The organism is Niallia sp. FSL K6-0212 (assembly GCF_038007605.1).
Lineage (GTDB): Bacteria > Bacillota > Bacilli > Bacillales > Cytobacillaceae > Niallia > Niallia circulans.
This window is the reverse complement of record NZ_JBBOXL010000001.1, coordinates 3,448,400-3,475,161: the sequence shown is the minus strand read 5'-3', so window position 1 is coordinate 3,475,161 and position 26,762 is coordinate 3,448,400. Positions and strand designations below refer to the sequence as shown.

Sequence of the window (26,762 nt, the reverse complement as noted above, 5' to 3'; positions counted from 1 at the left end):
ATGTGGCAAGATCTATTTGTTAATCCAAAATCGAGTAGGAGGGAGTGATTAACTCCCGACCTCTCACACCACCGTACGTACGGTTCCGTATACGGCGGTTCAATTAAGATAAATGACGCAAGAATTTATAACGAGTTTGTAGACTTTTAAACCCTTGATTATTCCAATAGGAGATATCGAGGGTTTTATCTAATATAGGACTGTTCGAGACGCGCCAATAGCCCTTCCGGCTATTTCCCCATTCATAAGCCTTCCCTTTTGGGACACCTAGATGTATAAGGTTGCGAATCCTTGTCTTTGGTTTCTTCCAGTCTTTCCATTGGCACATGCGAAGTCTTCTTCGTATCCAACCATCTAATTTTATAAACAGTGATTTAGTATCCGCTAATGCAAAATATCCACACCAACCCATTAGATATTGGTTTAATTTCTCCATCCGACATCTCATAGAATAGGGCATCTTTCTGGAAGTGATTTCTCGTATTTTCATCTTCATTCGTTTTAAGCTTTCTTTTGCAATACGAATCTTTGGTTCTTTAGAAGACGTGAAGCTAAACCCTAGAAACTTCCGTTTCCATGGTCGATCTACTGCTGACTTCTTCTCATTCACTTTTAATCGAAGTTTCTTTTCGATGAATCGTTGAATGCTTGCCCTTGTTCGTTCTCCTGCCCGCTTCGATTTTACGTAAACATTACAGTCATCCGCGTAACGAACGAATTTATGCCCGCGACTTTCTAGCTCTTTATCTAGTTCATCCAGAACTATGTTAGAGAGTAATGGACTTAATGGTCCGCCTTGTGGCGTTCCTTTTTCTGTACTTGAAATAACTCCATCCATCATAACGCCCGCCTGTAAATATTTGCGGATTAACTTTATTAGTGGTTTGTCATTGATTCTTTTCGCAAGTGTACTCATGAGTCTATCATGGTTGACCTTATCAAAGAACTTCTCTAAATCCATGTCTACAACCCATCTATATCCTTCTTTTATATAACCCTTTGCTTCCCTTACCGCATCATGGGCGCTTCGGTTTGGTCGAAAGCCATAGCTATGTTCGGAGAACATCGGGTCATATATCTTCGATAATACTTGGGCAATGGCTTGTTGAATCAAACGATCTTTCACGGTTGGAATACCTAGTAGCCGAACACCTCCATCAGATTTCGGGATTTCGACTCTTCGGACAGGCATTGGCTCATAAGTACCCTTGAAAATAGCCTCTCTGATAGAATGCCAGTTTTCGACTATGTGCTGTCGTAGGATTTGTACGGGCATCCTATCTACTCCATGACTTCCTTTATTCTGTTCTACTCGTTTTAATGCTTGAAGCATATTTTCCCGTGACAGGATTTGATTTAAAAGCATCGTTATTCTTCCTTCCGTGAATAGCTTATCTTCTTATGCCAGTGGTCACTCCACCCTCCAAGAGATCCCCCACGGAATTCACCGTTTCCTTCCTCAAGTGAGGTACTATGTTTTCTGTGTTCCTCATGACCTACTGAAAGCCAAGGGCTATTCTCTCTTAATTGTTCCGTCCTTCCAAATCGTTCTAGACCGATTTGTACTATGACATCGGCTGACTTCTGATGGTTCAGCTACTTATCGCTAAGTAGGTTAGGAAGAGTACTTCACGTATCCATCAGACCTCCCCGGGTAAGAGTGCGATCTTTCCTTCCATCTATCTGCTTCATTTACTTTGTATCACCTTCGGCAGAAAGGACTTTGTTTTGTTTGGCAAACTCATCCAATGATACCTAGCCTTCTATGAAGTTCGTGTCCCTCAGACCGGAAGTTTGCCGCCCGCTTCCTTCAGATTCCGCGTCACCACGGACACCCTTGCGTTAAGCTAACTGCTACTTCTGCCTTCGCAGTTCGGGACTTTCACCCTAAAGATTGCACCCATGCCGGGCACACCAAAAAAGAGAAATTATGTGTGCTAATTTCTCTTTCGGGGTTTTTCACTTAGTATTTCGGCATTATCTTATCCAATTCACTTACTAATAATTTTTTTCAATGCAGATAGTTCTTCATCATTTACTTTCAAATTCTCAGCATACATTTGCTCTCTAGGTGTCCACACCATACTGGGTGAGTTGGATTAGGTTCTTGTTCGCTGCTTGGGAAAATGTGCCAGTGCATGTGAGGATCGCCATTTCCTAAAAGCTCATAATTATATACTGCTTCTGATATTCTACTCATTTCGGCAAGAAACTTATCTTTAAAATCACTATCCAACTCATTCTTATGTTCTTTACAAAGGAACAATATATCGGCCTAATCACCAATAACTATATAACCTGTTTCCATTTCTTTGACGAAATACTAATTGGTTCCTTTTTTAATCATTTCTATCCGGTTACCTATTAAACAACTTCCACTAAAGTACCTCCGTTTAATTACAAAAAAAATCATAATTGTTGATAGTAAACTTGATTTCTTTATCTCTAAGTGGATAATTGCTTTCTCTTCCAGTAAATATAATTATATTTAGCTACTTCGTTTTTTAATGGTATATAACAAGGTTCCTATCAACATTCCCAAAGATACTCCTGCTCCGTAGCTGCCTATTGCTATAAATACATGCCCTGCAATCATAGCAAATGTACCTAATAAGGAACCAGCTAATAATCCAAAAATCATTCCATATATTAAATAGTTTTCCAATTTGGGATGTTTATTCCCTTTGTTAGTAGGCATATTTGTCCCCTTTGTCAAAGGCATTTTCTTCTTGAATGTTCACCTTTTTCGAGCTCTATTTTTACTATCTTTTAGTCATTTTGGTGGTTGATCATTTTTTGTATTTATTAGAAAATATGAGCTTCCGCCCGTAATAATGCCACCTCCAACAGTGAACGCTGTACCAATCATCACCCAATTTGCGGATAGAAAAGCAGATACGTAAATTCCAGTCATAAATAGGAATATGCCAGTAATTATCAAGATCGTAACTTTATTCATTTCATCCCCCCTATTAGTTAACTTAGTTTCTTTGTTTGAAATCCATTCAAACATGATTTTTACTATATTTATACATACGTTTATGGGGCCATTTAGTTTCGCTAAGTTATATATGTATAAATATTTATTAATTAGGAATGCTGCCTTCCTTCAAATTCCTATTTAATGCATCATAATCCTTCTCTTTAAAAGAAACAGCTATGCTAGCTACTCTCCTCGAGTTCGGAAAGTGCATTAATTGTTGATGAAACTTTATTCCCAATGTTCCTATTATTTGGTATATCAAGTTCAAAATGAAAAAACAGTCGGAATCTACGCCATCTTTTAAATGATTTTTAATATTTATCACAACAAAGTTGTCTATGATTTCAAATCTCGGTTTTCGAGGAGAAATATTATTTAGTTTGCAGAGCTTCTTTATTGCTAATTTAAAAATGTCTGTTTGTTTTTCATTTTCTATCATTAAAGATTCTCCTTAACGTTTACTATATATAGTAAACAATGAAAGATTTTAATACAGATAACTTTCTTGAAGCTTTACACTGTAATACCGCATGGCTTTAGGAACCCCTTCTAGTTCAAATATCCCTTTTAATACTAATCGGATTAATCGATATTCGAAGTAAATATCTCCGATTCTTTGATTGAGATTTCCAATAATCTCTCCTATTAGCCGCGCAGATTTTATAAAATCTGCGTTATTCTGTTCTTTATGTAATAATTTAGCTGTTTTTATTATATAATTATCGTAATAGTCTTCTGCAACACTATCAATTTTCTTATCCGCCCAGATTCTTAAATTTTTATTCTGTTGGGATATTTGCTTCCACTCATTTATGTACTTAAATCGTGTACTCATTGTAAGTGGCTGTTTCCGGTTATTTTTTTGATAAATGGCTTGTAACTCCTCAGATGAAAACAAGCCAGTATGTATTGCATAGTCCTTTGCATCCGATTTGAAAGCTATCTCTTCATAAGATTCCAGAGGATTAATTAAGAAAATATCATTCGTTTTATTTTGTAATAAAGAAATAACAAAGCGTTGTGCCGTTTGTTCATCAGCATTTTCACCTGCCCAAATGAAGATATGGGCATGTTCTTTAATATTCTTTACTTCTAAAATTGTTTTATAGAATCTTCTCTTATAGCTTAATAAGTACTTCTCATCATAATTAATATGGTTTATTAACCATTTGTGCCTAAGTGCGAGCCCCATTTCCTCCTCTATCTTCCATAAAGGTCCAAAGGAAAAATCATCTGAAAAACAGATAACTTTTTCCTCATCCTGCACTCCCATTTCTTTAAGTGCCATTCTTAAACTGCCAGCAGCAGACTCACCAAAAGCAATATGTACAAAATAATCCCTTTTATTTTCAATCTTTGGTTGAATTGTTTTAGCCTGTAAATAATTTTGATAAGTTCTTCTTAAACTTTTCGCAAGTTCCTCATCTGGCTGTTCTTCCACACTTATTTGGAGCAGAATAAGAAATAACAATGACCTTACTTCTTCTTCACTTGTATTCTCAACGTATTCTTTTAATTTATGAATCATAATTTTTCCCCTTTTGACTAGTTAAAATAGTTTTGTATTTTCAGTTACTTCTCTTTCCTTTTTCATCAACAGATAAGATATTAATATTAGCCTCTCCAAAACCCCTAAAAGGATATCTCTATTGGAGAAACTACTGTTTTTTACAATATCATAAAGCCTGTCCACTCTATCATTAGTCATTTGCACTGCGCCCCACTTATCGGACGCGTATACTTTTTAATTTCTAATATACTTTATTATTATCTTTCTATACCAATAATAACATAATATTCCAACTATTGAATTATTTATAAACAAAAAATATGGCAAGTTAGAGCTTAATCAAACATCTATTATATTCACTAAGGAAATGAGGAAAAGGGATTATACTTGCTTTATGCTGGTTATTAAAATCAATGGAGAATTATTAAAAATACAGTATTAGGATCTATTTATTTACTTTGGCTGCAAGCCTAGGGGGGCATGTACGTTACAGTAAAAGTAAAGGTACGGTCATTCCCCCACTTAACCTTATATGGACTTGGCTTTAAATTTCTATTGTTTCATTGCATGATTATTCCTATTTGTCACAAATAAAAATGTAAAAACAATTTGACATTTACAGAACGAATGATAAAATGAAAATGTAAAATACTTTTTACTTTTTTAAAAAAAGGAGATTGAATGATGAATTGGATAGTTGCTTTATCACTTATTATTTTTGCAATCTGTACTCTATTAATTGTGACGAATCTGGTGTCATTACCAAAATTAGGAGACGAAAGAGCAATTTACATTAAAATGAGAGCACAATCATACACTTTTGTAGTTGTAATCGGTATTTTATTGTTAGAGATTATTGAGTCTATCTATGTAACAACTTGGACGAACAGCCATTATGAGGGGATGAAACCATTTAGTTTACTTGTTACAATTTCAGTTATATATTTAATTTCATTACTATTATCTAAGAGGAAATATGGTGGATAAATGAAAAATCGTATTAGAGAATCAAGAAAATCGTCAAAATTATCTCAAGAAGAATTAGCAAAACTATGTAATGTGACAAGACAAACGATAAATGCAATTGAAAATGATAAATATGATCCCACTTTACAATTAGCATTTAGCTTAGCCTCTGCATTGGCTACCACGGTAGACGAACTTTTTATATACGACACTGTTAGCAAATAATGAGGCAGTTATAAAGAATAAAAACCCAAATTGGGTTTTTATTCTTTAAATGAAAGAAGATAAATAGAAGTTATGCGCAGTCTGATTAAGTGTCTTTATTTTCTTTTATAAAAAATTGATAATAACCTTTTACGCAAAGAGATTTTCTACATTATTATATAATTTAAATACCATCACTCGTTCACCTGTACGTGAGCTTAAGTCTGTATGAAAGCTTTTTACTTCCTCTCCAGTAATGGTTAATATACATTTTTTTAGTTCTTCAACACCTGATTCCACTAATTCGGAGCGTGTTTTCTTAATGGTTAATAGTCCTTCTTTTGTTTCACACACCGTATATTCCGCTGGTGTTAGAATGCCCTGCAAATTCACTATGATCATATCGCGTAATATATCAGTTTTAACAGATAAGGATCCCCGACCAAGAAAATCCTTTTCCCATTGTGTTATTGCTTTACTTATTTCTGCTTCACAAGCACCTTTTGTTAATTTCATTTTATTATGCATCCCCTATTAAACAGATAAAAACTTATTTTTCTATATTTGTCTTTCAAGATGATTTAACACTTGTATATCATTAAGCTAAATACAAATCGGTTTAAACCTCTTTCATATAAAAGAATATATACTAATCTGATTTGCAGCACCATCAGCATTAGCATATTTTAACCTTTTTAAGCAGTTTTATTTGTATTTATTTCCACAACAGAAGACTTTCCATCTTGATGATTAATCAGTAGTCCTCTCACTTTTACTGTTGGCGGCACTAATGGATGATGACAAATCATCTTAACACAATTTTTGATATTGTCACCAGTATTTTGTTTTCCATTTAGCCATTCATTAATCGTTTCACCAGTAAATTCAGGCATGCTATTTTGAAGAAGATAATCCAATGTCTGGATTCTTGACTTAAATTGTCCTTCTAGAGAAATAAAACGATTGACCTCATTGCTTGTTCCGACAACAAAAATTTCTTCTACATTTTCCTGAAAGACAGCAATAATAATTGACCTCATTATATCTCCAAAAGGATTAGAGATAACAGGACCAAAGCATTTTATAGTCAGCATGTTTTCTGGCTGTATATTGGTTTCCTCTTTTATAATAGATTCCAATCCATCTCCAACATCCATCAAAAATAACACTTTTTTTGTTTTATCTAAAATCATCTCGTACCCTCCTTTGTTATGGAAACCGTTCTTTACCAATTCTCCCAATGGCCTTCTGGGCTAATACTTGCTAAACGGACCCAGCCATTTTGAACTTTTTCTTGAAATGCAGCATTATTTTGCAATAATCGCTCAACATAATTTTTGGGTGCCTGAATTATAATCAGTAAGCGAAGCGGTGAATGATATGCAGCTTGATCTGATTGCATAACAGACTGCCACGGTAAGCCCGTTAACAAGTCACTCGCATTCCCCTGCATAACACCAAGACCTGCTGTTACGGTTTGTGTTGCCTTATTGCCACTTCCATAATAATGAGGAGCTACCGTTGATGCGTAATATTCTAGATTTATCCATTGTGTGACCGTTCCTGGACCTGAAATAATATTATCTAAGATTTCTCCGCTTTCATCCTTCTGCCATTTATAATTATGAAGAAAGACTCTGCCTTCCAAGTCACAGCCATTTGTTAAATCACGTTGACCAATTATAAAAGCTGCATTACCAGCTAAGCCCCATTCAGGACGAATCACACTCCAATCCTCTGCTAGTTGATGGGCCTCAGACTGAGGATTTTTGCGTTGGGATGAGAAATGCGGTATTTTAGCTAAACGCTCTGTATTTGCCTGTTTGCTTACTCTTGGCAAAATGGCTTTAATCCGATGAAAAGCTTCTTGTGCTGATTTAGAAAGTTCTGGAATGTAAATCCAGTCTAATTCATCAACGGTTGTATTATGCTCAGCAGCTGCGAAAACCGTTTCTTTAGGAATGTCTATTCTTTCTAAGGACAATGCTTTTCTTACTTCAGGCAGGTTACACAAAGTTGCTAAGACTCTCGCGTTGAATCCACCTGAAGCCCCGCCACAGGCACCACAATCAAGAGAAGATGCATAAGGGTTATTTGTACTATGGCTTCCATGTCCACATATAACAACTAATGGGCTGAAATTCTCTGTTATCCCCATCATTTTTAATGCTTGTCGGGCATAATTAACTTTCTCTTCCTCGGTAAACCCAATTGGAATCCCGTTCTCTGTTTGATGAACATGATTAAGAACCAGTTTTGTATTTGGTTTACGTACCCAATTTTTGCGTAGATTATGAATGAAGCGATCGGCACTTTTTGGGACAAAACTGCGTGCTGCCATTTGGAGACTTAGCCAAGGACCACTTAATTCTGGTAATAGTAAGTTTGCAAGTAAATTCTGTTTCATCGATTTGAAAGTATCGCTAAAGGAATGAACGGTCTGCTGACGGTGTTGAAAGGCTTTAAGTTCATTCTCATCTGTACTCTCCATGATTTTATGCAATGGCTTTTGCATAATTGGCAAGGATGGGTGACTGTGTTCGCTTCCTAATTTATTCGTGGCTATCGGTACTCCAAAGAAACCAGCCATTCCTATTGTTTCAAATGGTCCCTCTTTTTCAAGCTGACGACGAAATGGCTCGGAGCGAACATCTATACAGAATACAAATTGTGCTAATGTTGTTGCTTTATCGTTTGTACTAAATTGTTTCGCACTAATTTTTTGACTTAATTGTTCAGCATGTGTTTGCTCCCAAGCTTCCAGCCAGAGTTTTCTGCAAAGCTTCTCATCAAATTTTGCTGCAAATAACAAGTATTCTTGTTGTTGTGCACTAGACAACTGAGACCATTCCTCTAATGAAAGACTGCCCCAATGAATCAACGCTGCTAAAAGACCATCTATGGACTGATTATTTTCGTAGCTTTTCGGAATAAAAGGAAGCTGTGGATTGATAAGCACCCATTCTAAGGAAATTCTTACTGCTAAATATTCGGTTAGCAGGCTATTTTCCTCACTCGATTGTTTAGAACGCCAGAGCATCATTCCTGCCCATCCAGGCAAAGATAGTAAATGTGCTTCAAGATATTTCTGTTTTTCTGGTTCAGGAATAGAAAGAGCATTTAAGCCTTTATTCAAGGCTATTTCTGCCTCTTTTGGCCACTTTTTTAAACTTTCACGTTGTTTTTTTGTAAGGGCAGGATCATAACTAATCAGCCGGCGCCAAGAACGATAAAAACCTTCCTCTCGATGGGGCATTGTCCAGGCAGCCTGCGACTCATCAAGATATAATTTACACCACTTAATAACATGGTAATCGAGTATATTGATTAAACTTTCCTTATCTTTACTTTCTAGATGAGAACTGATTGGCTGCACAGAAGAATAATGGAATGAATCTGAATGTTGCTCCCTATATTCTTCTGCTTTTTTCTTTAATTCATGAGATGAGAGCAGGCTGGATGGAATGGGTTCCAAATTTAATGCCGCATGGCAAAAACGCTCTGCCACATCTTGTGGGATATTAAAGGAATTGGATGCAAGCCATTGCTTTAGCTTCTGCTTAACAAATGCTTCCTTAATTTCTCCCTTTTTTTTCGCTGAAAGGATCATAGAGGCACTAGGATAAATATCAACATCACGAGTCTGTTTTAACCAATCTGCCACTTGATCAAAAGTTTTTTTTTCAAGACCCATCCACGGATGACGGGCTGCAAACGTAGAAATTGGCCACAGCGGTGCAATTACTTTGCTGGCAGCTTCAACATAACTCTTAATATCACCTTCTACAAAATCATCTGGCATATTTTTTTTATTTGAACTAGCTTTTGTTAATACAGATGGAATACTCAACGCTCATTACCTCCTTTATGGTAATTGTTGTTTTAGATAGCTCGGATGACTTTCTACTGCTTTTGGCTTTGCTTCTCCTAATCGCACTAACCAAAGATATAGGACAGTACAAAAGATGGACGAACGATTTCTAGAAGCGATCGCCCCTATCGCAGCGCCAACTAATAAAAGACAACCAACGATAATGACAACAGCTAATGGCGGCTGAGAACCTTTGAAAACAGCAGTCTGTAATATGTCATAGAAAAAATGATGGATAAAAGAATAAATAGCAGCGGTTCCCCCTACAAAAATTAAACCAACAATCCGGCCGATGCGCCCTTCTCCAAAAGCAACAAGCTGTCGCCAAGAAATAGAAACAGACCAAACTAAAATTAACGAACTAATTATTTGATAGCCTTCTCTTGGTGCTTGGAGCCAAAAAACTAGCCCCACAGTAATGCTTAAAATCCACCCTGCTATCGTCCATAAAAAAGCAGGCTGTTTTTTTCTGTAATTAGACTCTTCCTTACGTCGCACTGCTGAACCCGACTGTAAAAATAGTGTCGCTTTGAATAAACCATGTAAAATAAGATGGATAATGGCAGCAACATATGCGCCTAAGGCACACTGAATGAGCATGAAGCCCATTTGCCCAATCGTCGAACCAACTAACTGACGTTTATAGTCAACTTGTACTAAACTAATTCCAGTACCAACCAAGACAGATATCCCGGCAAATAATAGTAATAGAAGAGTTGGAGCTAAATCACCATTAAATAATGGGGAAAAACGAGTAAGCATGATTCCGCCTGCATTGACAATTCCTGCATGCATTATCGCTGAAACAGGTGTTGGTGCCACAACAGACTCTACTAACCATCTTTGGAATGGCCATTGAGCTGCTGGAATGATAACCGCTAGGACAATCAATAAATTAATTCCAGTTCTTTCCCATGCTGAAATTCCAACTGAATTTTCAATCGATAGAGCGGTTGATAATTGCCAAGAACCAGTACTGTGAGACAGCCAGATTGCTGCCAATAACAAGGACACCCAACCGATTAAAAAATGATAACCAGATACTTTAGAAGCCTCAGCAGCCACTTTCCAGCCATTATTTAATCTTATAAGCAAGGTTAATCCTGCAAGCGTTGCTCCCCAGAATAGAACCAGCAGTCGAAGATCTCCACTTAGCCAAGCAATGGAAGCGGCAGTTGTGGTAAAAGTGAAAAGGGTAAAATATTTGCGATAAGATCGATCTCCCATTAAATAGCGGATTGAAAAACGTTGAACAATTAAACCGATGGCAAGGACAAAAAAAGTCATCAGCCAAGCCAAGGAATCCATATGAAAAGGACCTGCATTTTCTATTCCATTCGGATTCATAAGTGCGATTAATGCGATCAAAGGCGGAAAAGACACTATCCAGATATGAACCCTTACATAGCTTAATGGCACTTTTGGATGCAAAAATAATAGTCCACTCAGCATCGAAACAATAATCATCATAAAAAACACTAACAGTAATGATGGCATACTGTGCAAAAGAAACATTTTAAAAACTCCTTTAACTAACTTACTTCAAAAAACCTTTAATTTTGCCAATAAAAAAGCCGACAATCTTTTAAATTCACCATGATCTGCAATCATGAGAAAGTAAAAAATTGTCGGCTTCCCTTCAACTAATTACATCGAATTGTTTGAAGAGCTACCTCTATATGGTTTTATATTTTCATTTAATTTATAAAAGACACTCGTACAATAATTTAGGTTACTTATTTATCAAATCACTTTTGCTTAATTTATTAAGTTACTTTTTCATTCAGTCAATATTCATTATTAAAAGAATGCTAAAGTCTTAATTTTTAAGCGAAAATTAACTTATAACTAAGTATGAAACTAACTATAAGATATGCTAAATTTTTATATTTGTCAATAAGAAAGCCTAATCTCCAAAGAAAAATCAAATTAGTTTATAGCAGATGGGAAAAAATTTTTCCAATCATGTTAAAAAAGAATTCTCATTCAAATGGCCATTTATTATCTTCTACCAGCTAAATAATACTTAACACTTTCATTCATTAGTAATTTGATACATAATTAGTATAGTCTATAATTTCCCGAAAGGGTCGGTATCATGCTCCGAATCGAACTTATTTGTCACGAAATCAAACGTTTAATGGATGATTATTATAAATGTGAAAATACCCAACTTAAAAAGCAAATACATAGTGATATTAAACTTTTAAGCAACGTTCTCTATCTTAGCGACCTGCCAGATGAGTATCATGAAGCAGTGCAGGAAAAGAGAGAAACCATTTAGCCTATGCCTACATATTTTGAAATTCACTTTATACTGCTGGAAATAAACAAAGAAGCATCTTGATTCATAAAAATATGATTACCTTGATAAAATGTTTTCCTTTTCATTGAATGAAAACCAACTTCCGACAATATTTCATTTAATTCTTCTTCTGTAAAACCGTTATGTACTTTAGGATGGTTTATTTTATCATTTTTATCAAAGTCGATGATAATTAATTTGCCATCCTGATTTAATATTTGGAATAACGCTTGTAATATCTTCTTTGTATTTGGGATATGAAGAAGAACTAAAGACATTAAAATAACATCTGCCTTAAAATTCGGGGTGTCTTGCGTAAAATCAGAATATAGTATATCTGCATTCGTAATTCCTCTATTAGCTATTTTTGCTTGGGCAGCCTCCAGCATCTGTTCGGATGAATCCACTAACAAAATCGAAGCTACCAAATCCGTTAACTCTAGACTAACGAGACCAGTGCCGCTCCCATAGTCCATTAAAGATTGAGGTGTACTGTTTGCTAATTCTCTTCTTACTTCCTTCACAATCACATTAGCTAGTTTTCTTCGATCTTCTGTATCATATCTTTTGGCCAGCTGTTCAAAAACATTCGCTTCCATTTTCCACTCTCCTAATTTGAGATTAGCTATTATATCAACTATCTAAAATCTAATGTCTATTATTTAATTTAACTTGTACGATAAGAATGCTCAATCTTCTTTACTTCTACTCGTTAAAGAGATTTGACGATGAAATTTTATCCTTAAAAATTGGCACATTTACCATAAGCAGCAGGCGAATATAGAGGAATTACAAACTATATACATTGAGAATTTTACAAAGTTTGTAAGCATAGTGACTTATTTATTTGATGGTTTAGCATATTTATTTGTTTTAACATCTATTATAATGATGATTGCTTTTTAATAAAAGAAATAGGGATAAATTCACCCTATTTCTATGTTTCCTATTATTTATTTTCTTGGCAGTTTTTGTCCTATAAATCTTTCTGATCCACATTCAGCTCAATTAAATTACCATCTGGATCAGCACAGAATATTTGGGCAAATCCGCTTATTCCATAAGGTTTTTCTAAGAATTCCACATTATGTTTCTTTAACCAACTACGGGTATCATAATAATTTTCAACTCGGAGAGCAAAATGCCCTTCCCGACTGTTTAGCGATTTATCTTTGCGAATCGTCTGCGATGTTGGATAAACAATTAAATGAAGTTGCTGATCCTGTATTTTGTACCATGCACCAGGAAAATCAAAATTTGGACGGGGAAGTTCTTCTAGACACAATATTTCCCCATAAAAATGTTTGGCTTTTTCTAAATCGGTTACAGTAAGACTTACATGATGAAGGGATTTGTATTTAATCAAGCAGTTCACTTCCTTTTTGTTATTTATAAAACGAAATGATGGTTCATTCTTATCTAATGCTTTGTTCGATAATTGATTTCATTCATAATTATATATCAACTAAAAAAGGACTGCGACACGATTCCTCTAAATAAGTATATACCGGAAAGAATAAAAGTTAGAATAGAAATTACTAAATTATTTAACTACATAATTCTATGCTCCTATTCATTAAACCCATTTTAAAAATCCACTGTAAACATCACGTTGTTATTCATCAGATATTATCAGCTTCTTTGTATTCACATTATATATTTTATAGCCAATCTCCCACTTCTTGTCTTTCGTTACAGTCAAAGTACAGTAATACGGCACATTCTTGCCATATGCATCAAGGTCTGGAATATTGTCAAAGCTATACACTTCGCCTGTATCTTGCATTTCGAATCTAGCTTCGGCATAACGGCGTGTGCCATCTATTTCAATAGTACATTCCCCAATTACTTCAACATATTCTTTTAACAATATGTATTTTAAACTTGGAAAAGTTATCAATAAAAGAAAGATACTAACTGATAAAACCACTAACGTCTTCCCCATTATTATTAAAGAATAATTTCTATCCTTGTACATTTGTACCATATAAATAACTGAAATCAATAGAAAGATGATTCCTAACGATAGCATCAAGAAATACATAAACATTCACTAATCCCTCACTTTATATCCTTATACGAAAATAAAGAGGTATAGTTACATCCATTTATTTTGCCACTAAACAAAAAAGATCAGACCTCATTATGAGTATCTGATACTTTTGTTCAGCCTTATTTCGCTTTTTGCTTTACTTCCAAATGGAAAGAATAAATTTCACTTGGTCCAATTAAACGAAAGCCTTTCCCCTGTACATAGTCAAACTTTAAGTCTTCATTAATATGCTTAATCGTTAATGGATCTAAATAAATCGTTAAACCATTATCCTCAAATGCCTTATCCTCTTCGTGTGGAAAATCAACTGCTAAGTCAAAATTGTAAACATAGCTGCAGCCGCCACTAAAAATGGTACTTAATCGATAAACTGCACCCTCAGGAACTTCATAGCTGCGGAATTTCTCAACAGCTGCATCGGTGATTGTGACCTTCATCTTGCCATCTCCTGCCTTTTGTTACTTTCCTATATATACTATTCCTATATAAGAATGGAAATAAACTTACTTTCAGCTTAACGGATGACAAGGTTTCTTGCAAAAATTCTGCTTTCCGCAGCTAGAAATGAATGGAGAACAATCGTATTAAAAATACTACTTTATCCTTTTTACAATCCGTAAATGATACCTGGGCAGACACTATTCTGCAAAGGTTAAATGGATACTTGCAAATTATCATTATCTACACCAATCGTACAGGTCAGCCAATTGTCATTACATATGAAGAGATAGGCCATCTACTGCCAAAGCAGCTTCTCCTAATACTTCTGATAAAGTTGGATGGGCATGAACGGTATGGGCAATTTCCCAAGGCGTTGCTTCGAGCATTTGACCTAATGCAGCCTCGCCAATTAAATCAGTAGCATGTGGACCAATAATCGTTATCCCAAGAATATCATCTGTATTCTTATCGGCAGTTATCTTTGTGAACCCTTCTTTTTCTCCATGAACAAGTGCTTTTCCAATTGCTTGGAACGGAAAATATCCAACTTTGACTTCATATCCTCTTGCTTTAGCTGCTGCTTCAGATATCCCTACACTTGCAATTTCAGGTGCGGTATAAATACATCGAGGTATTTGTTCATATGAAATCAAATATGTTTCTTCCCCAACAATTGTATCTACTGCAAGAATACCCTCATGCATGGCAACATGGGCTAATTGAAGTGTTGGGATACAATCTCCAATCGCAAATATTTTATGATCATGTGTACGACAATTTTTATCTACAACGATTGCGCCTTTTTCCAGTTTAACTGCAGTATTTTCTAAACCAATTCCCTCCACTACAGGACTTCTTCCAACGGAGACAAGCAGTTTTTCTGCAGAAAAGATATCTTTTTTTCCATTTACTTCGGCACTGATTTGCACCCCTTTTTCTGTTAATCGACAGCTTTTTGCATCAACTAAAGCATTGGTTACAATCTGTACTTTTTTCTTCGTATAAATTTTTTGTAATTCTTGTGAAATGTCCTCATCTTCTGTCGGGACAATTCGCGGGCTATATTCTAAAACGGTAACTTTTACACCGAAATCATTTAGTAAAGAGGCCCATTCCATGCCAATGACCCCTCCACCAACGATGATGATACTCTTCGGTAATTCTTTTAGTGACAGCGCCCCGTCTGATGAAAGAATTTGCTTCTCATCAAAGGGTAAGCCTGGCAGGGATCTTGGCTTTGAACCTGTTGCGATAATAGTATTTTTTGCTTCAATACTTGTTTCTTTTCCTGCTCGATCAGTGATCTTCAAAATAGAATTAGAGTGGAAAAAACCGGTCCCTTCATAGACATCAATTTTTCCTTTTTGCATCAATCCTTTTATCCCAGCTTCTAATTGGCGCACAATCATTTCTTTTCTTTTTTGTGCTTTTGGAAAATTCACCGCTATATTTCCACTTACGTCTACCCCGAAGCTTGCAGCATTTTTAAATGTAGAAAATACTTCTGCTGTACGCAATAATGCTTTACTTGGAATACAGCCACGGTGAAGACAAGTTCCACCGAGCTTATCCTTTTCTATTACTGCAACTGTCTTTCCTTTTTGGGAGGCACGTATTGCTGCTACATACCCTCCCGTACCTCCACCTAGGATAACGACATCATATTTCTTCATTTCTTGATTCCCTTCCTTCTACGGAGAGCTCACAGAAAAATGATGAGCTAATCCCAACGATAAGTATTCATGTTTCGTACCTAAAGCTACCATATTGAATTGGACTTTTAAGATAGCAGCACGATTACAGAGAAAAGTCGTACTGCCCCGCTTCTTAAAATTTCTCAAACATCAATAAATGGTGCTATCTAACATGGAATAGAGCTGCATTCATTTTTCATTTGCACGCCTATCTACTTTTTACACTCTTTTTATCTATAACACTAGTAAATATGGATGCTCTAGATAATAAACAACGCGGTTCAAGAAATCTCCTGCTGGTGCTCCATCAAGCACTTGGTGATCAAAGGTTAAGCTTAAAGGCAATTTTTTCACTGTTTTTACGTTTTCATTTTCTAGTGTTACTTCCTCAATAAATGTTCCTACACCAAGAATACCTGTTTCAGGGGTATTTAGGACTGGGGTAAAATATTCAATTCCCTGTTGGCCTAAATTAGAAATAGTAAAAGTTGATCCCGTTAGTTCATATCCTGGTAATTGTCCATTTCTTGCTTTTTCCGTTACAGACGATATAGCTTTTGCTAATTCCCCGAGCGGAAGCCGTTCTGCATTTTTAACTACTGGAACGACTAAACCGGCATCTAAAGATGTTGCAATTCCTAAATGCACCTCATCAAATAAATATAATTTACCATCAATCAAATGAGCATTCATAAATGACTTATCACGCAAGCTTAATGTAACAGCTCTAGCAATAAGCACCGTTAAAGTTAATCGGACATCTAGTTCACTTTCCATTACTTGTTTCTTAATATCCTTTTGAAAATCTAGAAGGGCATTAATTTCTGCTTTTCGATGTAATGTTAATTGAGCAGTTGTAGACAAGCTTTGCTGCATTCGTTTTGCAATTGTTTGACGCATAACAGATAGTTTTTCGCCTTTTACGTCTGGTGGTTGTACATTTGGTTGTACAATAGTATTAGTTTCTTGATCCACCTTTGGTTCTGTTACTTCTCCACCCATGTCAGCAAATGCTTGAATATCTCTTCTCGTAATCCGATTATTTGGCCCAGTACCAGTAACTTTTTGTGTATCCACTCGCAGTTGTTGTGCAAGTTTTCTTGCAGCGGGAGATATCCGAATACGCTTATTTGTATCTTTCCTTTTTACTTCCGCCTCTTGTCGCGCCGGCGCATTCTCCTCTAATGCTGCATCTTTTCCTTCCCTAACATCTTGACTACTTTCACTTTCCGCTTCCTTTTCATTACCTATTATTCCAATTGGCTTTCCAACTTCTACTTCATTATCGACTTCTTCAATGATTGTAAGAAGTACTCCATCTGTTGGCGCCTCTACTTCACTTGTTAGTTTTTCTGAGCTAATAACAGCCACACCTTCTCCTTCCGAGACGGATTCTCCAGGCTGTTTTAACCACTCCACAATGGTTCCTTCTTTCATGGTCATTCCTAATTTCGGCATCACAATAGCAGTTGACATATTTTCACCTCCACTTATCGAGCTAAAGTTAATTCATTAATTAATTCGTATGCCGTATTGATAACTTTTTCTGCGTTTGGTATATATAATTGCTCTAAATTAGTTGCAAATGGAACAGGAGTATGTGGGGCCGTTATTGTTTTAATTGGAGCATCTAAATAATCAAACCCTTTATTAGCGACAAGTGCTGCGATATCGGCTGCTACACTACAGCGTGGATTTGCTTCATCTACAATAATTAGCCTTCCTGTTTTTTCGACAGACTCCAAAATTGGTTCTTCTTCAAGTGGAGATAATGAACGAGGATCGATTACTTCCACTTCCACTCCTTTACTCGCTAATCTATCAGCTGCTTCCATCGCAACATGGACCATTTTTCCGATTGCCACAATGGTAAGATCAGTTCCCACTCTCTTCACTTCTGCTTTACCAAGCGGAATGGTATAGTATCCCTCCGGAACTTCCTCTTTCATGCTATACAGGGTTTTATCTTCAAAAAATACAACTAAATCATCGTCTTCAATTGCAGAAAGTAATAAACCTTTTGCATCATACGGATTAGATGGCACAACTACCTTCAAACCTGGGATTGCGGTAAACATTCCATATAAAGTCTGGGAATGCTGTGCGGCCGCACTCGCTCCTGCGCCATGGTTTGTACGAATGGTTAAAGGCACTCTTGCTTTTCCGCCAAACATATAACGCATTTTCGCTCCCTGATTAAGCACTTCATCTAAACAGCTTCCAATAAAGTCGTTAAACATTAACTCTGAAATCGGACGTAATCCGGTAACTGCTGCTGCTACAGCTGCTCCCATATATCCCGCTTCTGCAATCGGCATATCGATAACTCGTTTACGGCCATATTTATTTGCTAATCCCTTGGTAACACCAAAAACGCCGCCCCATGCTTCTTCGTCTTGTAAGTGGTCAACGGTCGCACCACCTGCAACATCTTCTCCCATTAAGATAACTTTATTATCTCTCTCCATGGCAATATCCATTGCTTCATTGATAGCTTGTGAAAATGTAATCTTTCTTCCCATTCTTCCTTCACCTCATTCTTTTATTATTTGTAGTTGACATACACATCTTCTAGTAACATGGATGGGTCAGGCTGTTTACTATTTTTTGCAAATTCTACTGCATTGTCCACTGCCTTTTCCACTTCGTTCTCAATTTGTTCCACTTCTGTTTCCGTTAACAAATCATTGGCAAAAGCATATGCTTTAAAGATTTCAATACAATCTTCATCTACTGGCCACTTCTCACGATCTGTTTCTGATTTATATTTTTGTGCATCTCCTTCAAAGTGACCATAATTTCGATACGTAACCGCTTCAATAAGAGTAGGACCTTCTCCATTTCTGGCTCGTTCCACTGCATCTTTAGCTGCATTATAAACAGCTACTAAGTCTTTTCCATCTACTCTTACTCCTGGAATACTATAGCCTGGTGCACGATCAATAATTTGTTTACAGGAAGTAGAATAATGATATGGAGTGGCTTCTCCGAAACCGTTATTTTCTACTACAAAAACAACAGGCAGCTTTAAGATTGAAGCGATGTTAATTGCTTCATGAAATGTTCCATGATTATTGGAACCATCTCCAGAAAAGCAGACAGTTACGCTGTCTGTTCCCTCTACATAGGCTGTTAAAGCCGCACCAGCTGCAAGCGGAAATCCTCCACCGACAATGCCATTAGCCCCTAACATGCCAACGTCAAGGTCAGCAATATGCATAGAACCTCCTTTTCCTTTGCATATCCCTGTTTCTTTTCCAAAAATCTCTGCCATCATACTATTTAAGTCACAGCCTTTAGCCAGACAATGACCATGACCTCTATGTGTACTCGTTATATAATCTTTATTCGTTAAATGTGCACATACACCTACAGCAATCGCTTCTTCTCCTGCATATAAGTGAACAAAACCTGGGATTGCCCCTGTTGAAAAAATCTTATGAACTTGATCTTCAAACTTCCTAATTTCATTCATTTTCGTATAGGCCCAATAAGCAGTTTCTTTCTTCATTTTCTTTCCTCCATTCTATATTCCAGTATTAACACACTTCGATGATACAACATATTTTCTATTTTTGAAAGCGCTTAAAACATTGATAAATCAACATTTCTAACCTTTGTCATCGATTGAAACGAGACAGACTTTCTCATTATTTCTCACTTTTCTCACCATCATTTTATTAAAAAAAGACGCATACTTTCTTAAGCAATAATTTCTTTGAAGAAAACTAATTATTATTAAACAAAAAAAAGATTGGAGAATGTGCAAGACCACCATTTCGGTTGTCTTATTTATTCTCCAATCATATAAATTTGTCTCATTTTTGTCTCACTATCTTCCAAACTGAGAATGTGAACATTTATAAAAAATTTTTTATTTGATATTTTTTTATTTTTCTATAAAGAGTCGCACGAGACATATTTAGTTCTTTTGTTGCTTCTGACACATTTCCATGGTGTTTTTTTAGAGCGTTTGTAATTGCCTGAATTTCAAATTTAGTCTTCGGATCCTTTCTATGGTACGATTTTTGCATATGTTTTTCTGCGATCATTACTTGCTCATACAACTGTTCTTCAGTTGGCGCATCCTCTTTATATAAAATTCTGCATCGATCTAGAGTATTATATAATTCTCGCACATTTCCATACCATTGTCCCTTTGAAAATAGTAATTTCCAATTTATTCTCCACTCTGGATGCCAATTGTTCTTGTCACAATAGTAATCAATCAGAGCAAGTATATCTTCGTTTCGTTCACGCAAAGGAGTAAGATAGATGGGATAGGCATAAATATAGTAGAATAAATCTTGATCTATTATCCCTTGCTCTACTAGATCACGGATATCTTTCGTGGAAGATGTGATAAAACGATAGGATTTGTGATGTTGTCTTTCCTTTTCCTGTAAGATGGTTAAAAGCATTTGCTGGGAGGAAATCGAAAGTTCTCCAATCTCTTCCAAAAAAATCGTTGCTTCCTCGACCACTTGATGCCTTTTCTTAGTCAAACGCTGCAGATCTGTAGAAAGAAACCTTTGAAGAATATCCTTAGTAAGCATCGAACAGTGTAATTTATAAAAAGGGGCCGTTGACTTTGGGCTATTTTCATGAATACAACTAGCAAGAAACTTTTTGCCAACACCAGTTTCTCCTACTAAATGTACCGTAGTATCCGTGGGGGCGACATTTTTAATAGATTCCAGCACTTGTTTGTAACTTTTGCTTAAACCTCTACTTCCATTCCAAACAAAGCTTGTTTCCGCACGGAGAGGTATTCGATATCCAATGAGTCGATGGTGGTGCATAATCGGAATATGTACGGCAGATACTGCACCAGTCTCTTGCGCGAATCGACTTAATGATGTGCCAATCCAATTTTGATATTTTTGCTGAAGATTTTTTGGAAGGGCACAAATGTATTTATCAATGGTACAAACAATGTATTGTCCACTGCTTTGGAAAGTTGTTCGCAGCAAAAACTCCATATCCTCGTGCATCTTTTTTTTCCAATCTAGTGAAATGGAATCAGCAATAAGCTTAACACATGCTAACACATATGGCTGGTTAATAGATTGATAGAGACTAGATACATTCAAAACTCCTATCATTTCTTTATGCTGGTTAAAAATTGGCGCGGCAGAACAATTCCATTGTTGAGATGCTTTCGAAAAATGTTCATACCCTCTAACCATCATGGGTTTTTTATATCTTGCCGCGAGACCAATTGCATTAGTTCCCACTTCTATTTCTCCCCATTTTGCTCCTTCTTTAAATCGGATCGTTTCTGCTGCAATGCTAATAGAATTTTCCCCTTCTTTATATAATATGTACCCATCTTTATCTGTTAAAATAATGACAAAACGCCAGCCTCGTAAAAATTTTTGTAAACGCTTAACATTTTGCTTAGCTAAAGTAATTAATAATTCATTTTCTGCCAATCTTTCTTCGAATTCCTCTGGGGTCAAGATACAATCAGTTATGCCATCATGTGGGTTTAAGCCTTTTTGCCGGCAAAGATGCCAAGATTCTTCAATCTCTGGAGTTAAATTTGCTGGTTCTAAAGATCCTTCTTGAATAAATCGTGTCCACACTTCCTTTGTATCTACTTTACCAGTCATTAGTATCCCCCTTATTCTCGTTATTACATCGAATCTTTATTTGTATTATAACAGGAGTACTTTTTTAGTAAAAGGTTTCCGTTCTTACTCTTTGTAACTTATTTACATTAAAAAAGGGATTTGTTACAAAAAAATATTCTTATTTTAAGAATGATCTCTGGGCCAATTGTTATTAAAACGTAATTTCCTTTCAAGCTTCTAATCCACAAGTTTTGGAACCTTGCAGAACATCAGCTTGTATGTATAGAGCAATCTATATTAAAAAAAAGAGAGAAAGTTCCCATCAATGGAGACTTTCGTTTCCCCCACTGATGGATAACTTCTCTTTTACTTACTGTCTTCTCCAGTTTTTCATTCTGTACCTACATCTTTTGTTGGATATTAAAGATATTTATATTAAAATACTTTTCGCTGGTAAATCACTGTCGCAACTCCCCATGAGGCTAAATAGACAACAAGAATAAAAATGGTCGCTCCTGTATATAAAGTTGGAAGGGATAAATTGATAATAAAATCTGTTATACTGGTTAAATGTTCCGCTAGAAAGGTAACGACTCTAGGCCCTATGGCTGATAAAACAAGAAAACTGATAATAACAACTGTTGTAATATAGCCAGGCTTAAGCATATAGAACAATGGAAAGGTGAAAGCAGCAAACAGCAAGAAAAAACCACTCCCAACGGCAATATCTGTAAGTGTAAATGGTTTATTAAAAAGAAACAAGGCTGCACTTGTCAGTAGAATAGACGCTAACATATACACAACTGCTCCAATATAGCGTGATGCAATGATTTCCTTTCGTGTATAAGGTAAGGAATTTAATAATATATTTGTCTCTGCTTTTTCATCATATGCATATGCATTAAACGGGATAAAAATACTAGCGACGAGAAAAATGAAAACAGAGTCTATATTCATCACAATAAAAAATACGATAAAAGGGATAAATACTAAGAGTTGCCTTTTCTGAAGGATTGCATCACGTCTTATTAAATTAAACATATTGCATTCCTCCTTTTGTGTAGTACATAATATCTTCTAATGTCGCATGTTCGATCACAACACTATCACCAAATACCTGATCCACTTCTTTTCGATTATCTGTTAATGCCACAAACCCCGTCGGACCACGATTTAGATGAACAAAGCTTTTTTCTGTGTCTCTATCCAGTAAATCTAGTCCTCCCTTAACAACTGCATAGTTCTCTGCGATATCTAGTATTGATTGATTAAAAATCAATTCTCCTCTTTGTATGAAGGCAATATAATCGGCAATACGATCTAAATCAGTTGTAATATGAGTGGAGAAAAACAAAGTTCGATTACCATCGACCATTAACTCTTGTAACAGATTCAACAGTTCTCTCCTAAAGATAGGATCCAAGCCTGCTGTAGGTTCGTCCATAATGATTAATTCGGCATGATGGGATAAAGCTATTGCTAAAGATGCTTTCATCTGCATTCCTTTTGAAAAAGTCTTAATAGCCTTTTTTTGTGGTAACTCAAATTTTTCTACATAATGATAAAATAATTTATCATCCCATTGTTTGTATGCAGGTCCCACAATGCGTTTTATATCGATTAAGTTCAGCCCTTCAAAAAATACATTACCATCATATACAAAGCCAATCCGTTCCTTTATTGCCTTTTCATGTGTTTGATAATCCAACCCAAAGAGTTTCACTTGGCCAGCATCTGGTTTTAATAAATTCATCATCATCTTAATTGTAGTTGATTTCCCAGCTCCATTTTCGCCAATAAAACCCGTTATAAAGCCTTTTTTCACTTCTAAATTTATATTATTAACAGAAAAACCCTTGAATTTCTTCGTGGCATTCCTTAACTCCACCACATTTTCCATCCTTCTCACTCCTCATACAAAATATTGAATAACTGCAGTAAATCCTCATATGGCAAGCCGATTTCTTTACTATTGGCGATAACAGCACTTAGCTGTTCTTCAATAACCTTTAATTTCTTCTCTCTGATTACATCTAAATTCTGCTCGGCTACAAACGATCCTTTACCAACAATCGAGTAAATAAAACCAGCTTTCTCTAATTCTTCATATGCTCGTTTTGTTGTAATCACACTTATTTGCAAGTCTTTAGCTAAGTTGCGTATGGAAGGCAGCGCTGTTCCTTCCTTTAGTTCCCCTGCTAAGATAGACGATTTAATTTGATTGGTAATTTGTTCATAAATCGGCTCCTTTGAACTGTTCGAAATAATTATTTGCATGCTTATCCCTCTTTTTTTATCTTTCATACTTAATATAATGTATATATACTATATATACATTATATACAAAATCACCTTATAGTGCAACCGCCATTTACATTATTTATGTTATATGGCCACTTACTAAGAATTAACGAATTTTTAAACACCTACATTTAGGCTAATCCAAAAATGAATTTTCTTGTTATCTAAGTGAATAAAGGAAAAAAAGAGCTTATGCGATCATTAGATTATCAACATAAGCTCTTTGTAAGAAATTGTTTGCTTTTGATTACCGAACCTTCCCGTTCAATTTTTAGTTTTCGGCAAATATTTTGTGAAATAAGCTGCCAGTAATAACAAAACACCATTAATGAGCCAAACAGCCAGTCCCCCATACTTAAACCAAATAGCTAATAAGCAGTTTATACTTATAAGAAAAAAGCAAATTGGTGTTAACACACTTTTAAATCCAGTTACACCTGCTTTTTTTCTTTGTTTAATCACACTAATTATAGAAAAAACAAGAATAATTACAAATACAACTGATAAAATTTGCTCCACCATAATCACGCTCCTGTCTTCCACTTGTTATCTTTTAGTACGATGCAGAATGGAATTAGTTTCACTCAAAAAGAGAATAAACCCCTGTTAGTACTAAGTGGATTCCTCACATATAAATAATATTTTAGACAAGACACATACTATAAACGGAGGTGAAATACATGAAAACTAAGGATAATTTTCTAGAAGGTGCCAAAATTACGGATGATGCTCATACATATGGGCCGCCAAATGGTGGAAGTGAAAAACATCATTCGCCTCAGTCTGTTCCAAATAGAGAAGCAGCTAAAACCAGCAAGGAACAGAAATAGGATAGGGAAGTTTCTTTTTTTACAGAAAAATAAATTATATCTAAATGACAGACCAACTAACAAAGTATGGTCTGTCTTTTTGCTGTTAAAGGAAGAGTTATTTCCTTTCCTACTGTTTATTCCTTTTTAGAAAAGGCTATATATTAGTAACTAATAAATAACTTTTATTGGCTTTACTGTTATTATAAGAATTAGTTGAGGAGGTGCAGTATGACTAATCACATAAAATTTCAGTGGCGTGTGACAAAATACAATCCAGCGTTTCGGGATGAAAATGGCTATTTTACTTTAACGGAGGAATGGACTTCCCCTACCCAGATTGGAGAGATCATTAACGGTAAAAAATTCACTTTAGATGAATATCTTCAAGTCGAGAATGCTTATGTTGAGGCTGTTATGAAATTCTTGGAAGAAAGCGGGGTTCATTCATTAAGAATTTTAAACGCAACAAAACAGGGAATCTCAGAAGAGGACTTGACCGCTTCCTTATATGAAGATGCATTTGATCAGTTAGTACTGCAAGAAGACATGCGTGTAGAGAGGAAGGAAATTCGCCTTATTTGCAAAATGGTTTTGCGAAATTTCCTTGGATGTCAGTTATATGCTAAAGATAAATTCTTTGTGCATTTTGGATGGGATTACTATATGTACATAGGTTCTTACGTTAATTGCCCATCTGCTATCGATTATGCGACAAGTAACGGACTTTTTGTTGAGACATTTCAATCCCCTTACTATTTTTCCGAGGAAGAAACGATCAGGCAAGTACAATGGTATGAAATCGACGATCCCTCCATGATAATTGCAGGAGAAGAACAACTTCCAGCTATCCCACTTGATGAGTATCGAAGCCTTTTTAATTTATCAAGCGAACATCCCGTTATTGGAACTTTTGCTATTAACGAAGGCCAATTGGATTTTTTCCAAAAACATTTGCAACACAACATGGACATAAACAAATATGCCTATAGCCTTTGGGCTGGCTATTAAGCCATTAGAAAGAGGAATTTATTGTTTTCCTCTTTTTAATGGCTGCTTCTTTTCTTATAATTTCTTCTCCTTTTCAGGCTCCGTTATTCTATAATAAATCCAGCGTCATTTTTAACTTGGAAAAACATCATAAAAAGCACATCCATATTAGCTTCTCTATTCATAACAGTTCGTGTTAAATACTTTTTTTATAATTCCCTTTATCCTTTTTTTCCATTATAATTCTACTTACAAATATATACATAAGGAGAGTGGGGAAAATGGGAAGCTATCAAAGTGAATCCGATAATTGGAATGCAGATTTATATGATAATAAACATTCTTTTGTTTCAAAATTCGGTAATAATTTAGTCGAGCTATTAGCTCCAAAGCAAGGCGAAAAAATTCTTGACCTTGGCTGTGGGACAGGTGATTTAACGAATACCATCCACAAATATGGTGTAGAAATATTAGGTATCGACAAATCGGAAAATATGATAAACCAAGCCCTTAATAAATACCCTAGTCTACCTTTTATGGTTCAAGATGCTACAAGCTTGGATTATCTAAATGAATTCGATGCTGTATTCTCTAATGCTACTCTCCATTGGGTACACCCTCCTATCCAAGCATTAAAAGGTATCTACCAATGTTTAAAACAAGGTGGAAGATTTGTAGCTGAATTTGGCGGAAAAGGCAATGTTCAAACAATAACAAATGAAGTGATACAGCAAATAAAGCAAGCAGGATTTCCGTTCGGCGCAGAGCATTTCCCTTGGTTTTACCCAAGTGTCGGGGAGTACTCAAATTTAATGGAAAAAGTCGGATTCCGGGTTACCTTTGCACAACACTTTGATCGACCAACTCCCTTAATTGGGGAAAATGGCTTAAGAAATTGGATTGACATGTTTGGAAGCCAACTGTTTCATGATATTCCATCAGAAGCTAAGAACGAAATTATTGCGAAGGCTGAAAAAAATGTAAAGGATACTTTATATATTGATGGAAAATGGATGGCTGACTATAAAAGGATTCGAGTAATTGGCGTAAAAGAATAAT

At 35.7% G+C, this 26,762-nt stretch carries 28 protein-coding genes and 1 pseudogene; 6 read left to right on the top strand and 23 right to left on the bottom strand.

What is annotated here, in order from left to right; genetic code table 11:
• Positions 1-103 precede the first annotated feature (103 nt).
• The 6 genes and pseudogenes from ltrA to MHH96_RS16440 form a co-directional block, all read right to left on the bottom strand.
• A complete protein-coding gene (gene ltrA / locus MHH96_RS16465) occupies positions 104-1,366 on the bottom strand; it encodes a group II intron reverse transcriptase/maturase (RefSeq protein ID WP_047945094.1) in 1,263 nt (420 codons plus the stop codon).
• 1,122 nt (positions 1,367-2,488) lie between these two features.
• Entirely contained in the window at positions 2,489-2,698 is a 210-nt protein-coding gene (locus tag MHH96_RS16460) for a hypothetical protein (RefSeq protein ID WP_061800469.1), read from the bottom strand.
• Positions 2,699-2,773: 75 nt separating this feature from the next.
• Entirely contained in the window at positions 2,774-2,959 is a 186-nt protein-coding gene (locus MHH96_RS16455; protein WP_144545881.1) for a hypothetical protein, read from the bottom strand.
• Between the two features lie 127 nt (positions 2,960-3,086).
• On the bottom strand, positions 3,087-3,422 hold the full coding sequence (locus MHH96_RS16450; protein WP_328282882.1) for a hypothetical protein: 336 nt from the start codon (positions 3,420-3,422) through the stop codon (positions 3,087-3,089).
• Between the two features lie 48 nt (positions 3,423-3,470).
• Complete coding sequence (locus MHH96_RS16445; protein WP_341117693.1) at positions 3,471-4,511, bottom strand: DUF1835 domain-containing protein; 1,041 nt, start codon at positions 4,509-4,511, stop codon at positions 3,471-3,473.
• Positions 4,512-4,532: 21 nt separating this feature from the next.
• Positions 4,533-4,715 (bottom strand): annotated as a pseudogene (locus tag MHH96_RS16440) (DUF6241 domain-containing protein); the annotation flags it as partial.
• A 459-nt stretch (positions 4,716-5,174) separates the two neighbouring features.
• Here MHH96_RS16440 and MHH96_RS16435 point away from each other — a divergent pair.
• Both MHH96_RS16435 and MHH96_RS16430 read left to right on the top strand, forming a co-directional pair.
• Positions 5,175-5,480 carry a hypothetical protein gene (locus tag MHH96_RS16435; RefSeq protein ID WP_141232309.1) on the top strand — a complete coding sequence of 102 codons (306 nt, stop codon included), beginning with the start codon at positions 5,175-5,177 and terminating at the stop codon, positions 5,478-5,480.
• Positions 5,481-5,684, top strand: coding sequence for a helix-turn-helix transcriptional regulator (locus MHH96_RS16430; protein WP_328282880.1), 204 nt, complete (start codon positions 5,481-5,483; stop codon positions 5,682-5,684).
• A 129-nt stretch (positions 5,685-5,813) separates the two neighbouring features.
• On the opposite strand, the gene MHH96_RS16425 is transcribed toward MHH96_RS16430, so the two are convergent.
• The 4 genes from MHH96_RS16425 to MHH96_RS16410 form a co-directional block, all read right to left on the bottom strand.
• Positions 5,814-6,179 (bottom strand): DUF2294 domain-containing protein, encoded by a 366-nt coding sequence (locus MHH96_RS16425; RefSeq protein WP_047940244.1) that lies wholly within the window; start codon positions 6,177-6,179, stop codon positions 5,814-5,816.
• 179 nt (positions 6,180-6,358) lie between these two features.
• A complete protein-coding gene (locus tag MHH96_RS16420) occupies positions 6,359-6,856 on the bottom strand; it encodes a carbonic anhydrase (protein WP_047940243.1) in 498 nt (165 codons plus the stop codon).
• A gap of 32 nt (positions 6,857-6,888) precedes the next feature.
• A complete protein-coding gene (locus MHH96_RS16415; RefSeq protein WP_328282879.1) occupies positions 6,889-9,513 on the bottom strand; it encodes a DUF2309 domain-containing protein in 2,625 nt (874 codons plus the stop codon).
• A gap of 15 nt (positions 9,514-9,528) precedes the next feature.
• Positions 9,529-11,049 (bottom strand): NADH dehydrogenase subunit 5, encoded by a 1,521-nt coding sequence (locus tag MHH96_RS16410; RefSeq protein WP_095257418.1) that lies wholly within the window; start codon positions 11,047-11,049, stop codon positions 9,529-9,531.
• Positions 11,050-11,632: 583 nt separating this feature from the next.
• Here MHH96_RS16410 and MHH96_RS16405 point away from each other — a divergent pair.
• On the top strand, positions 11,633-11,818 hold the full coding sequence (locus MHH96_RS16405) for a hypothetical protein (protein WP_047940240.1): 186 nt from the start codon (positions 11,633-11,635) through the stop codon (positions 11,816-11,818).
• 23 nt (positions 11,819-11,841) lie between these two features.
• Here MHH96_RS16405 and MHH96_RS16400 read toward each other — a convergent pair whose 3' ends face one another.
• From MHH96_RS16400 to MHH96_RS16340, 13 genes are all read right to left on the bottom strand, one after another.
• Positions 11,842-12,438 (bottom strand): class I SAM-dependent methyltransferase, encoded by a 597-nt coding sequence (locus MHH96_RS16400; RefSeq protein ID WP_047940239.1) that lies wholly within the window; start codon positions 12,436-12,438, stop codon positions 11,842-11,844.
• A gap of 377 nt (positions 12,439-12,815) precedes the next feature.
• A complete protein-coding gene (locus MHH96_RS16395; RefSeq protein ID WP_047940238.1) occupies positions 12,816-13,205 on the bottom strand; it encodes a VOC family protein in 390 nt (129 codons plus the stop codon).
• A 249-nt stretch (positions 13,206-13,454) separates the two neighbouring features.
• Positions 13,455-13,889 carry a hypothetical protein gene (locus MHH96_RS16390; RefSeq protein ID WP_047940237.1) on the bottom strand — a complete coding sequence of 145 codons (435 nt, stop codon included), beginning with the start codon at positions 13,887-13,889 and terminating at the stop codon, positions 13,455-13,457.
• Positions 13,890-14,011: 122 nt separating this feature from the next.
• Complete coding sequence (locus MHH96_RS16385) at positions 14,012-14,329, bottom strand: HesB/IscA family protein (RefSeq protein ID WP_047940236.1); 318 nt, start codon at positions 14,327-14,329, stop codon at positions 14,012-14,014.
• A 276-nt stretch (positions 14,330-14,605) separates the two neighbouring features.
• Positions 14,606-16,006: a dihydrolipoyl dehydrogenase gene (lpdA, locus tag MHH96_RS16380; RefSeq protein WP_047940235.1), complete on the bottom strand. Its 1,401-nt coding sequence runs from the start codon at positions 16,004-16,006 to the stop codon at positions 14,606-14,608.
• A gap of 255 nt (positions 16,007-16,261) precedes the next feature.
• On the bottom strand, positions 16,262-17,503 hold the full coding sequence (locus tag MHH96_RS16375) for a dihydrolipoamide acetyltransferase family protein (RefSeq protein ID WP_047940234.1): 1,242 nt from the start codon (positions 17,501-17,503) through the stop codon (positions 16,262-16,264).
• A gap of 14 nt (positions 17,504-17,517) precedes the next feature.
• Positions 17,518-18,549, bottom strand: a complete 1,032-nt coding sequence (locus MHH96_RS16370; RefSeq protein ID WP_047940233.1) for an alpha-ketoacid dehydrogenase subunit beta — start codon at positions 18,547-18,549, stop codon at positions 17,518-17,520.
• Between the two features lie 23 nt (positions 18,550-18,572).
• Complete coding sequence (locus MHH96_RS16365; RefSeq protein ID WP_047940232.1) at positions 18,573-19,538, bottom strand: thiamine pyrophosphate-dependent dehydrogenase E1 component subunit alpha; 966 nt, start codon at positions 19,536-19,538, stop codon at positions 18,573-18,575.
• Positions 19,539-19,887: 349 nt separating this feature from the next.
• A complete protein-coding gene (locus MHH96_RS16360; RefSeq protein WP_047940231.1) occupies positions 19,888-21,642 on the bottom strand; it encodes a sigma-54-dependent Fis family transcriptional regulator in 1,755 nt (584 codons plus the stop codon).
• 396 nt (positions 21,643-22,038) lie between these two features.
• The gene (locus tag MHH96_RS16355) at positions 22,039-22,644 is read right to left on the bottom strand and encodes an ABC-2 transporter permease (protein ID WP_025908694.1); all 606 of its coding nucleotides are present in this window, start codon (positions 22,642-22,644) and stop codon (positions 22,039-22,041) included.
• On the bottom strand, positions 22,637-23,503 hold the full coding sequence (locus tag MHH96_RS16350; protein ID WP_047940230.1) for an ABC transporter ATP-binding protein: 867 nt from the start codon (positions 23,501-23,503) through the stop codon (positions 22,637-22,639). The genes MHH96_RS16355 and MHH96_RS16350 overlap by 8 nt, the downstream gene beginning before the upstream one ends.
• Before the next feature lie 5 nt (positions 23,504-23,508).
• Complete coding sequence (locus MHH96_RS16345; protein WP_047940229.1) at positions 23,509-23,880, bottom strand: GntR family transcriptional regulator; 372 nt, start codon at positions 23,878-23,880, stop codon at positions 23,509-23,511.
• Between the two features lie 288 nt (positions 23,881-24,168).
• Entirely contained in the window at positions 24,169-24,426 is a 258-nt protein-coding gene (locus MHH96_RS16340; RefSeq protein WP_047940228.1) for a hypothetical protein, read from the bottom strand.
• 158 nt (positions 24,427-24,584) lie between these two features.
• Here MHH96_RS16340 and MHH96_RS16335 point away from each other — a divergent pair, with 158 nt between their 5' ends.
• The 3 genes from MHH96_RS16335 (at position 24,585) to MHH96_RS16325 (ending at position 26,761) form a co-directional block, all read left to right on the top strand.
• The gene (locus MHH96_RS16335) at positions 24,585-24,734 is read left to right on the top strand and encodes a hypothetical protein (protein ID WP_156485457.1); all 150 of its coding nucleotides are present in this window, start codon (positions 24,585-24,587) and stop codon (positions 24,732-24,734) included.
• 210 nt (positions 24,735-24,944) lie between these two features.
• Positions 24,945-25,724, top strand: a complete 780-nt coding sequence (locus MHH96_RS16330) for a DUF7683 domain-containing protein (RefSeq protein ID WP_053215553.1) — start codon at positions 24,945-24,947, stop codon at positions 25,722-25,724.
• 260 nt (positions 25,725-25,984) lie between these two features.
• Positions 25,985-26,761 carry a class I SAM-dependent methyltransferase gene (locus MHH96_RS16325; RefSeq protein WP_047940227.1) on the top strand — a complete coding sequence of 259 codons (777 nt, stop codon included), beginning with the start codon at positions 25,985-25,987 and terminating at the stop codon, positions 26,759-26,761.
• Position 26,762: the final 1 nt, after the last annotated feature.

Bases quoted from the DNA above. Each gene is read 5' to 3' on its own strand.
- MHH96_RS16345 (WP_047940229.1), bottom strand. From the start codon at position 23,880: ATGCAAATAATTATTTCGAACAGTTCAAAGGAGCCGATTTATGAACAA.
- MHH96_RS16370 (WP_047940233.1), bottom strand. From the start codon at position 18,549: ATGGGAAGAAAGATTACATTTTCACAAGCTATCAATGAAGCAATGGAT.
- MHH96_RS16445 (WP_341117693.1), bottom strand. From the start codon at position 4,511: ATGATTCATAAATTAAAAGAATACGTTGAGAATACAAGTGAAGAAGAA.
- MHH96_RS16350 (WP_047940230.1), bottom strand. From the start codon at position 23,503: ATGGAAAATGTGGTGGAGTTAAGGAATGCCACGAAGAAATTCAAGGGT.
- MHH96_RS16455 (WP_144545881.1), bottom strand. From the start codon at position 2,959: ATGAATAAAGTTACGATCTTGATAATTACTGGCATATTCCTATTTATG.
- MHH96_RS16375 (WP_047940234.1), bottom strand. From the start codon at position 17,503: ATGTCAACTGCTATTGTGATGCCGAAATTAGGAATGACCATGAAAGAA.
- MHH96_RS16450 (WP_328282882.1), bottom strand. From the start codon at position 3,422: ATGATAGAAAATGAAAAACAAACAGACATTTTTAAATTAGCAATAAAG.
- MHH96_RS16390 (WP_047940237.1), bottom strand. From the start codon at position 13,889: ATGTTTATGTATTTCTTGATGCTATCGTTAGGAATCATCTTTCTATTG.
- MHH96_RS16355 (WP_025908694.1), bottom strand. From the start codon at position 22,644: ATGTTTAATTTAATAAGACGTGATGCAATCCTTCAGAAAAGGCAACTC.
- MHH96_RS16420 (WP_047940243.1), bottom strand. From the start codon at position 6,856: ATGATTTTAGATAAAACAAAAAAAGTGTTATTTTTGATGGATGTTGGA.
- MHH96_RS16340 (WP_047940228.1), bottom strand. From the start codon at position 24,426: ATGGTGGAGCAAATTTTATCAGTTGTATTTGTAATTATTCTTGTTTTT.
- MHH96_RS16385 (WP_047940236.1), bottom strand. From the start codon at position 14,329: ATGAAGGTCACAATCACCGATGCAGCTGTTGAGAAATTCCGCAGCTAT.
- MHH96_RS16360 (WP_047940231.1), bottom strand. From the start codon at position 21,642: ATGACTGGTAAAGTAGATACAAAGGAAGTGTGGACACGATTTATTCAA.
- MHH96_RS16430 (WP_328282880.1), top strand. From the start codon at position 5,481: ATGAAAAATCGTATTAGAGAATCAAGAAAATCGTCAAAATTATCTCAA.
- lpdA (WP_047940235.1), bottom strand. From the start codon at position 16,006: ATGAAGAAATATGATGTCGTTATCCTAGGTGGAGGTACGGGAGGGTAT.
- MHH96_RS16410 (WP_095257418.1), bottom strand. From the start codon at position 11,049: ATGTTTCTTTTGCACAGTATGCCATCATTACTGTTAGTGTTTTTTATG.
- MHH96_RS16460 (WP_061800469.1), bottom strand. From the start codon at position 2,698: ATGCCTACTAACAAAGGGAATAAACATCCCAAATTGGAAAACTATTTA.
- MHH96_RS16400 (WP_047940239.1), bottom strand. From the start codon at position 12,438: ATGGAAGCGAATGTTTTTGAACAGCTGGCCAAAAGATATGATACAGAA.
- ltrA (WP_047945094.1), bottom strand. From the start codon at position 1,366: ATGCTTTTAAATCAAATCCTGTCACGGGAAAATATGCTTCAAGCATTA.
- MHH96_RS16335 (WP_156485457.1), top strand. From the start codon at position 24,585: ATGAAAACTAAGGATAATTTTCTAGAAGGTGCCAAAATTACGGATGAT.
- MHH96_RS16330 (WP_053215553.1), top strand. From the start codon at position 24,945: ATGACTAATCACATAAAATTTCAGTGGCGTGTGACAAAATACAATCCA.
- MHH96_RS16435 (WP_141232309.1), top strand. From the start codon at position 5,175: ATGATGAATTGGATAGTTGCTTTATCACTTATTATTTTTGCAATCTGT.
- MHH96_RS16365 (WP_047940232.1), bottom strand. From the start codon at position 19,538: ATGAAGAAAGAAACTGCTTATTGGGCCTATACGAAAATGAATGAAATT.
- MHH96_RS16325 (WP_047940227.1), top strand. From the start codon at position 25,985: ATGGGAAGCTATCAAAGTGAATCCGATAATTGGAATGCAGATTTATAT.
- MHH96_RS16425 (WP_047940244.1), bottom strand. From the start codon at position 6,179: ATGAAATTAACAAAAGGTGCTTGTGAAGCAGAAATAAGTAAAGCAATA.
- MHH96_RS16405 (WP_047940240.1), top strand. From the start codon at position 11,633: ATGCTCCGAATCGAACTTATTTGTCACGAAATCAAACGTTTAATGGAT.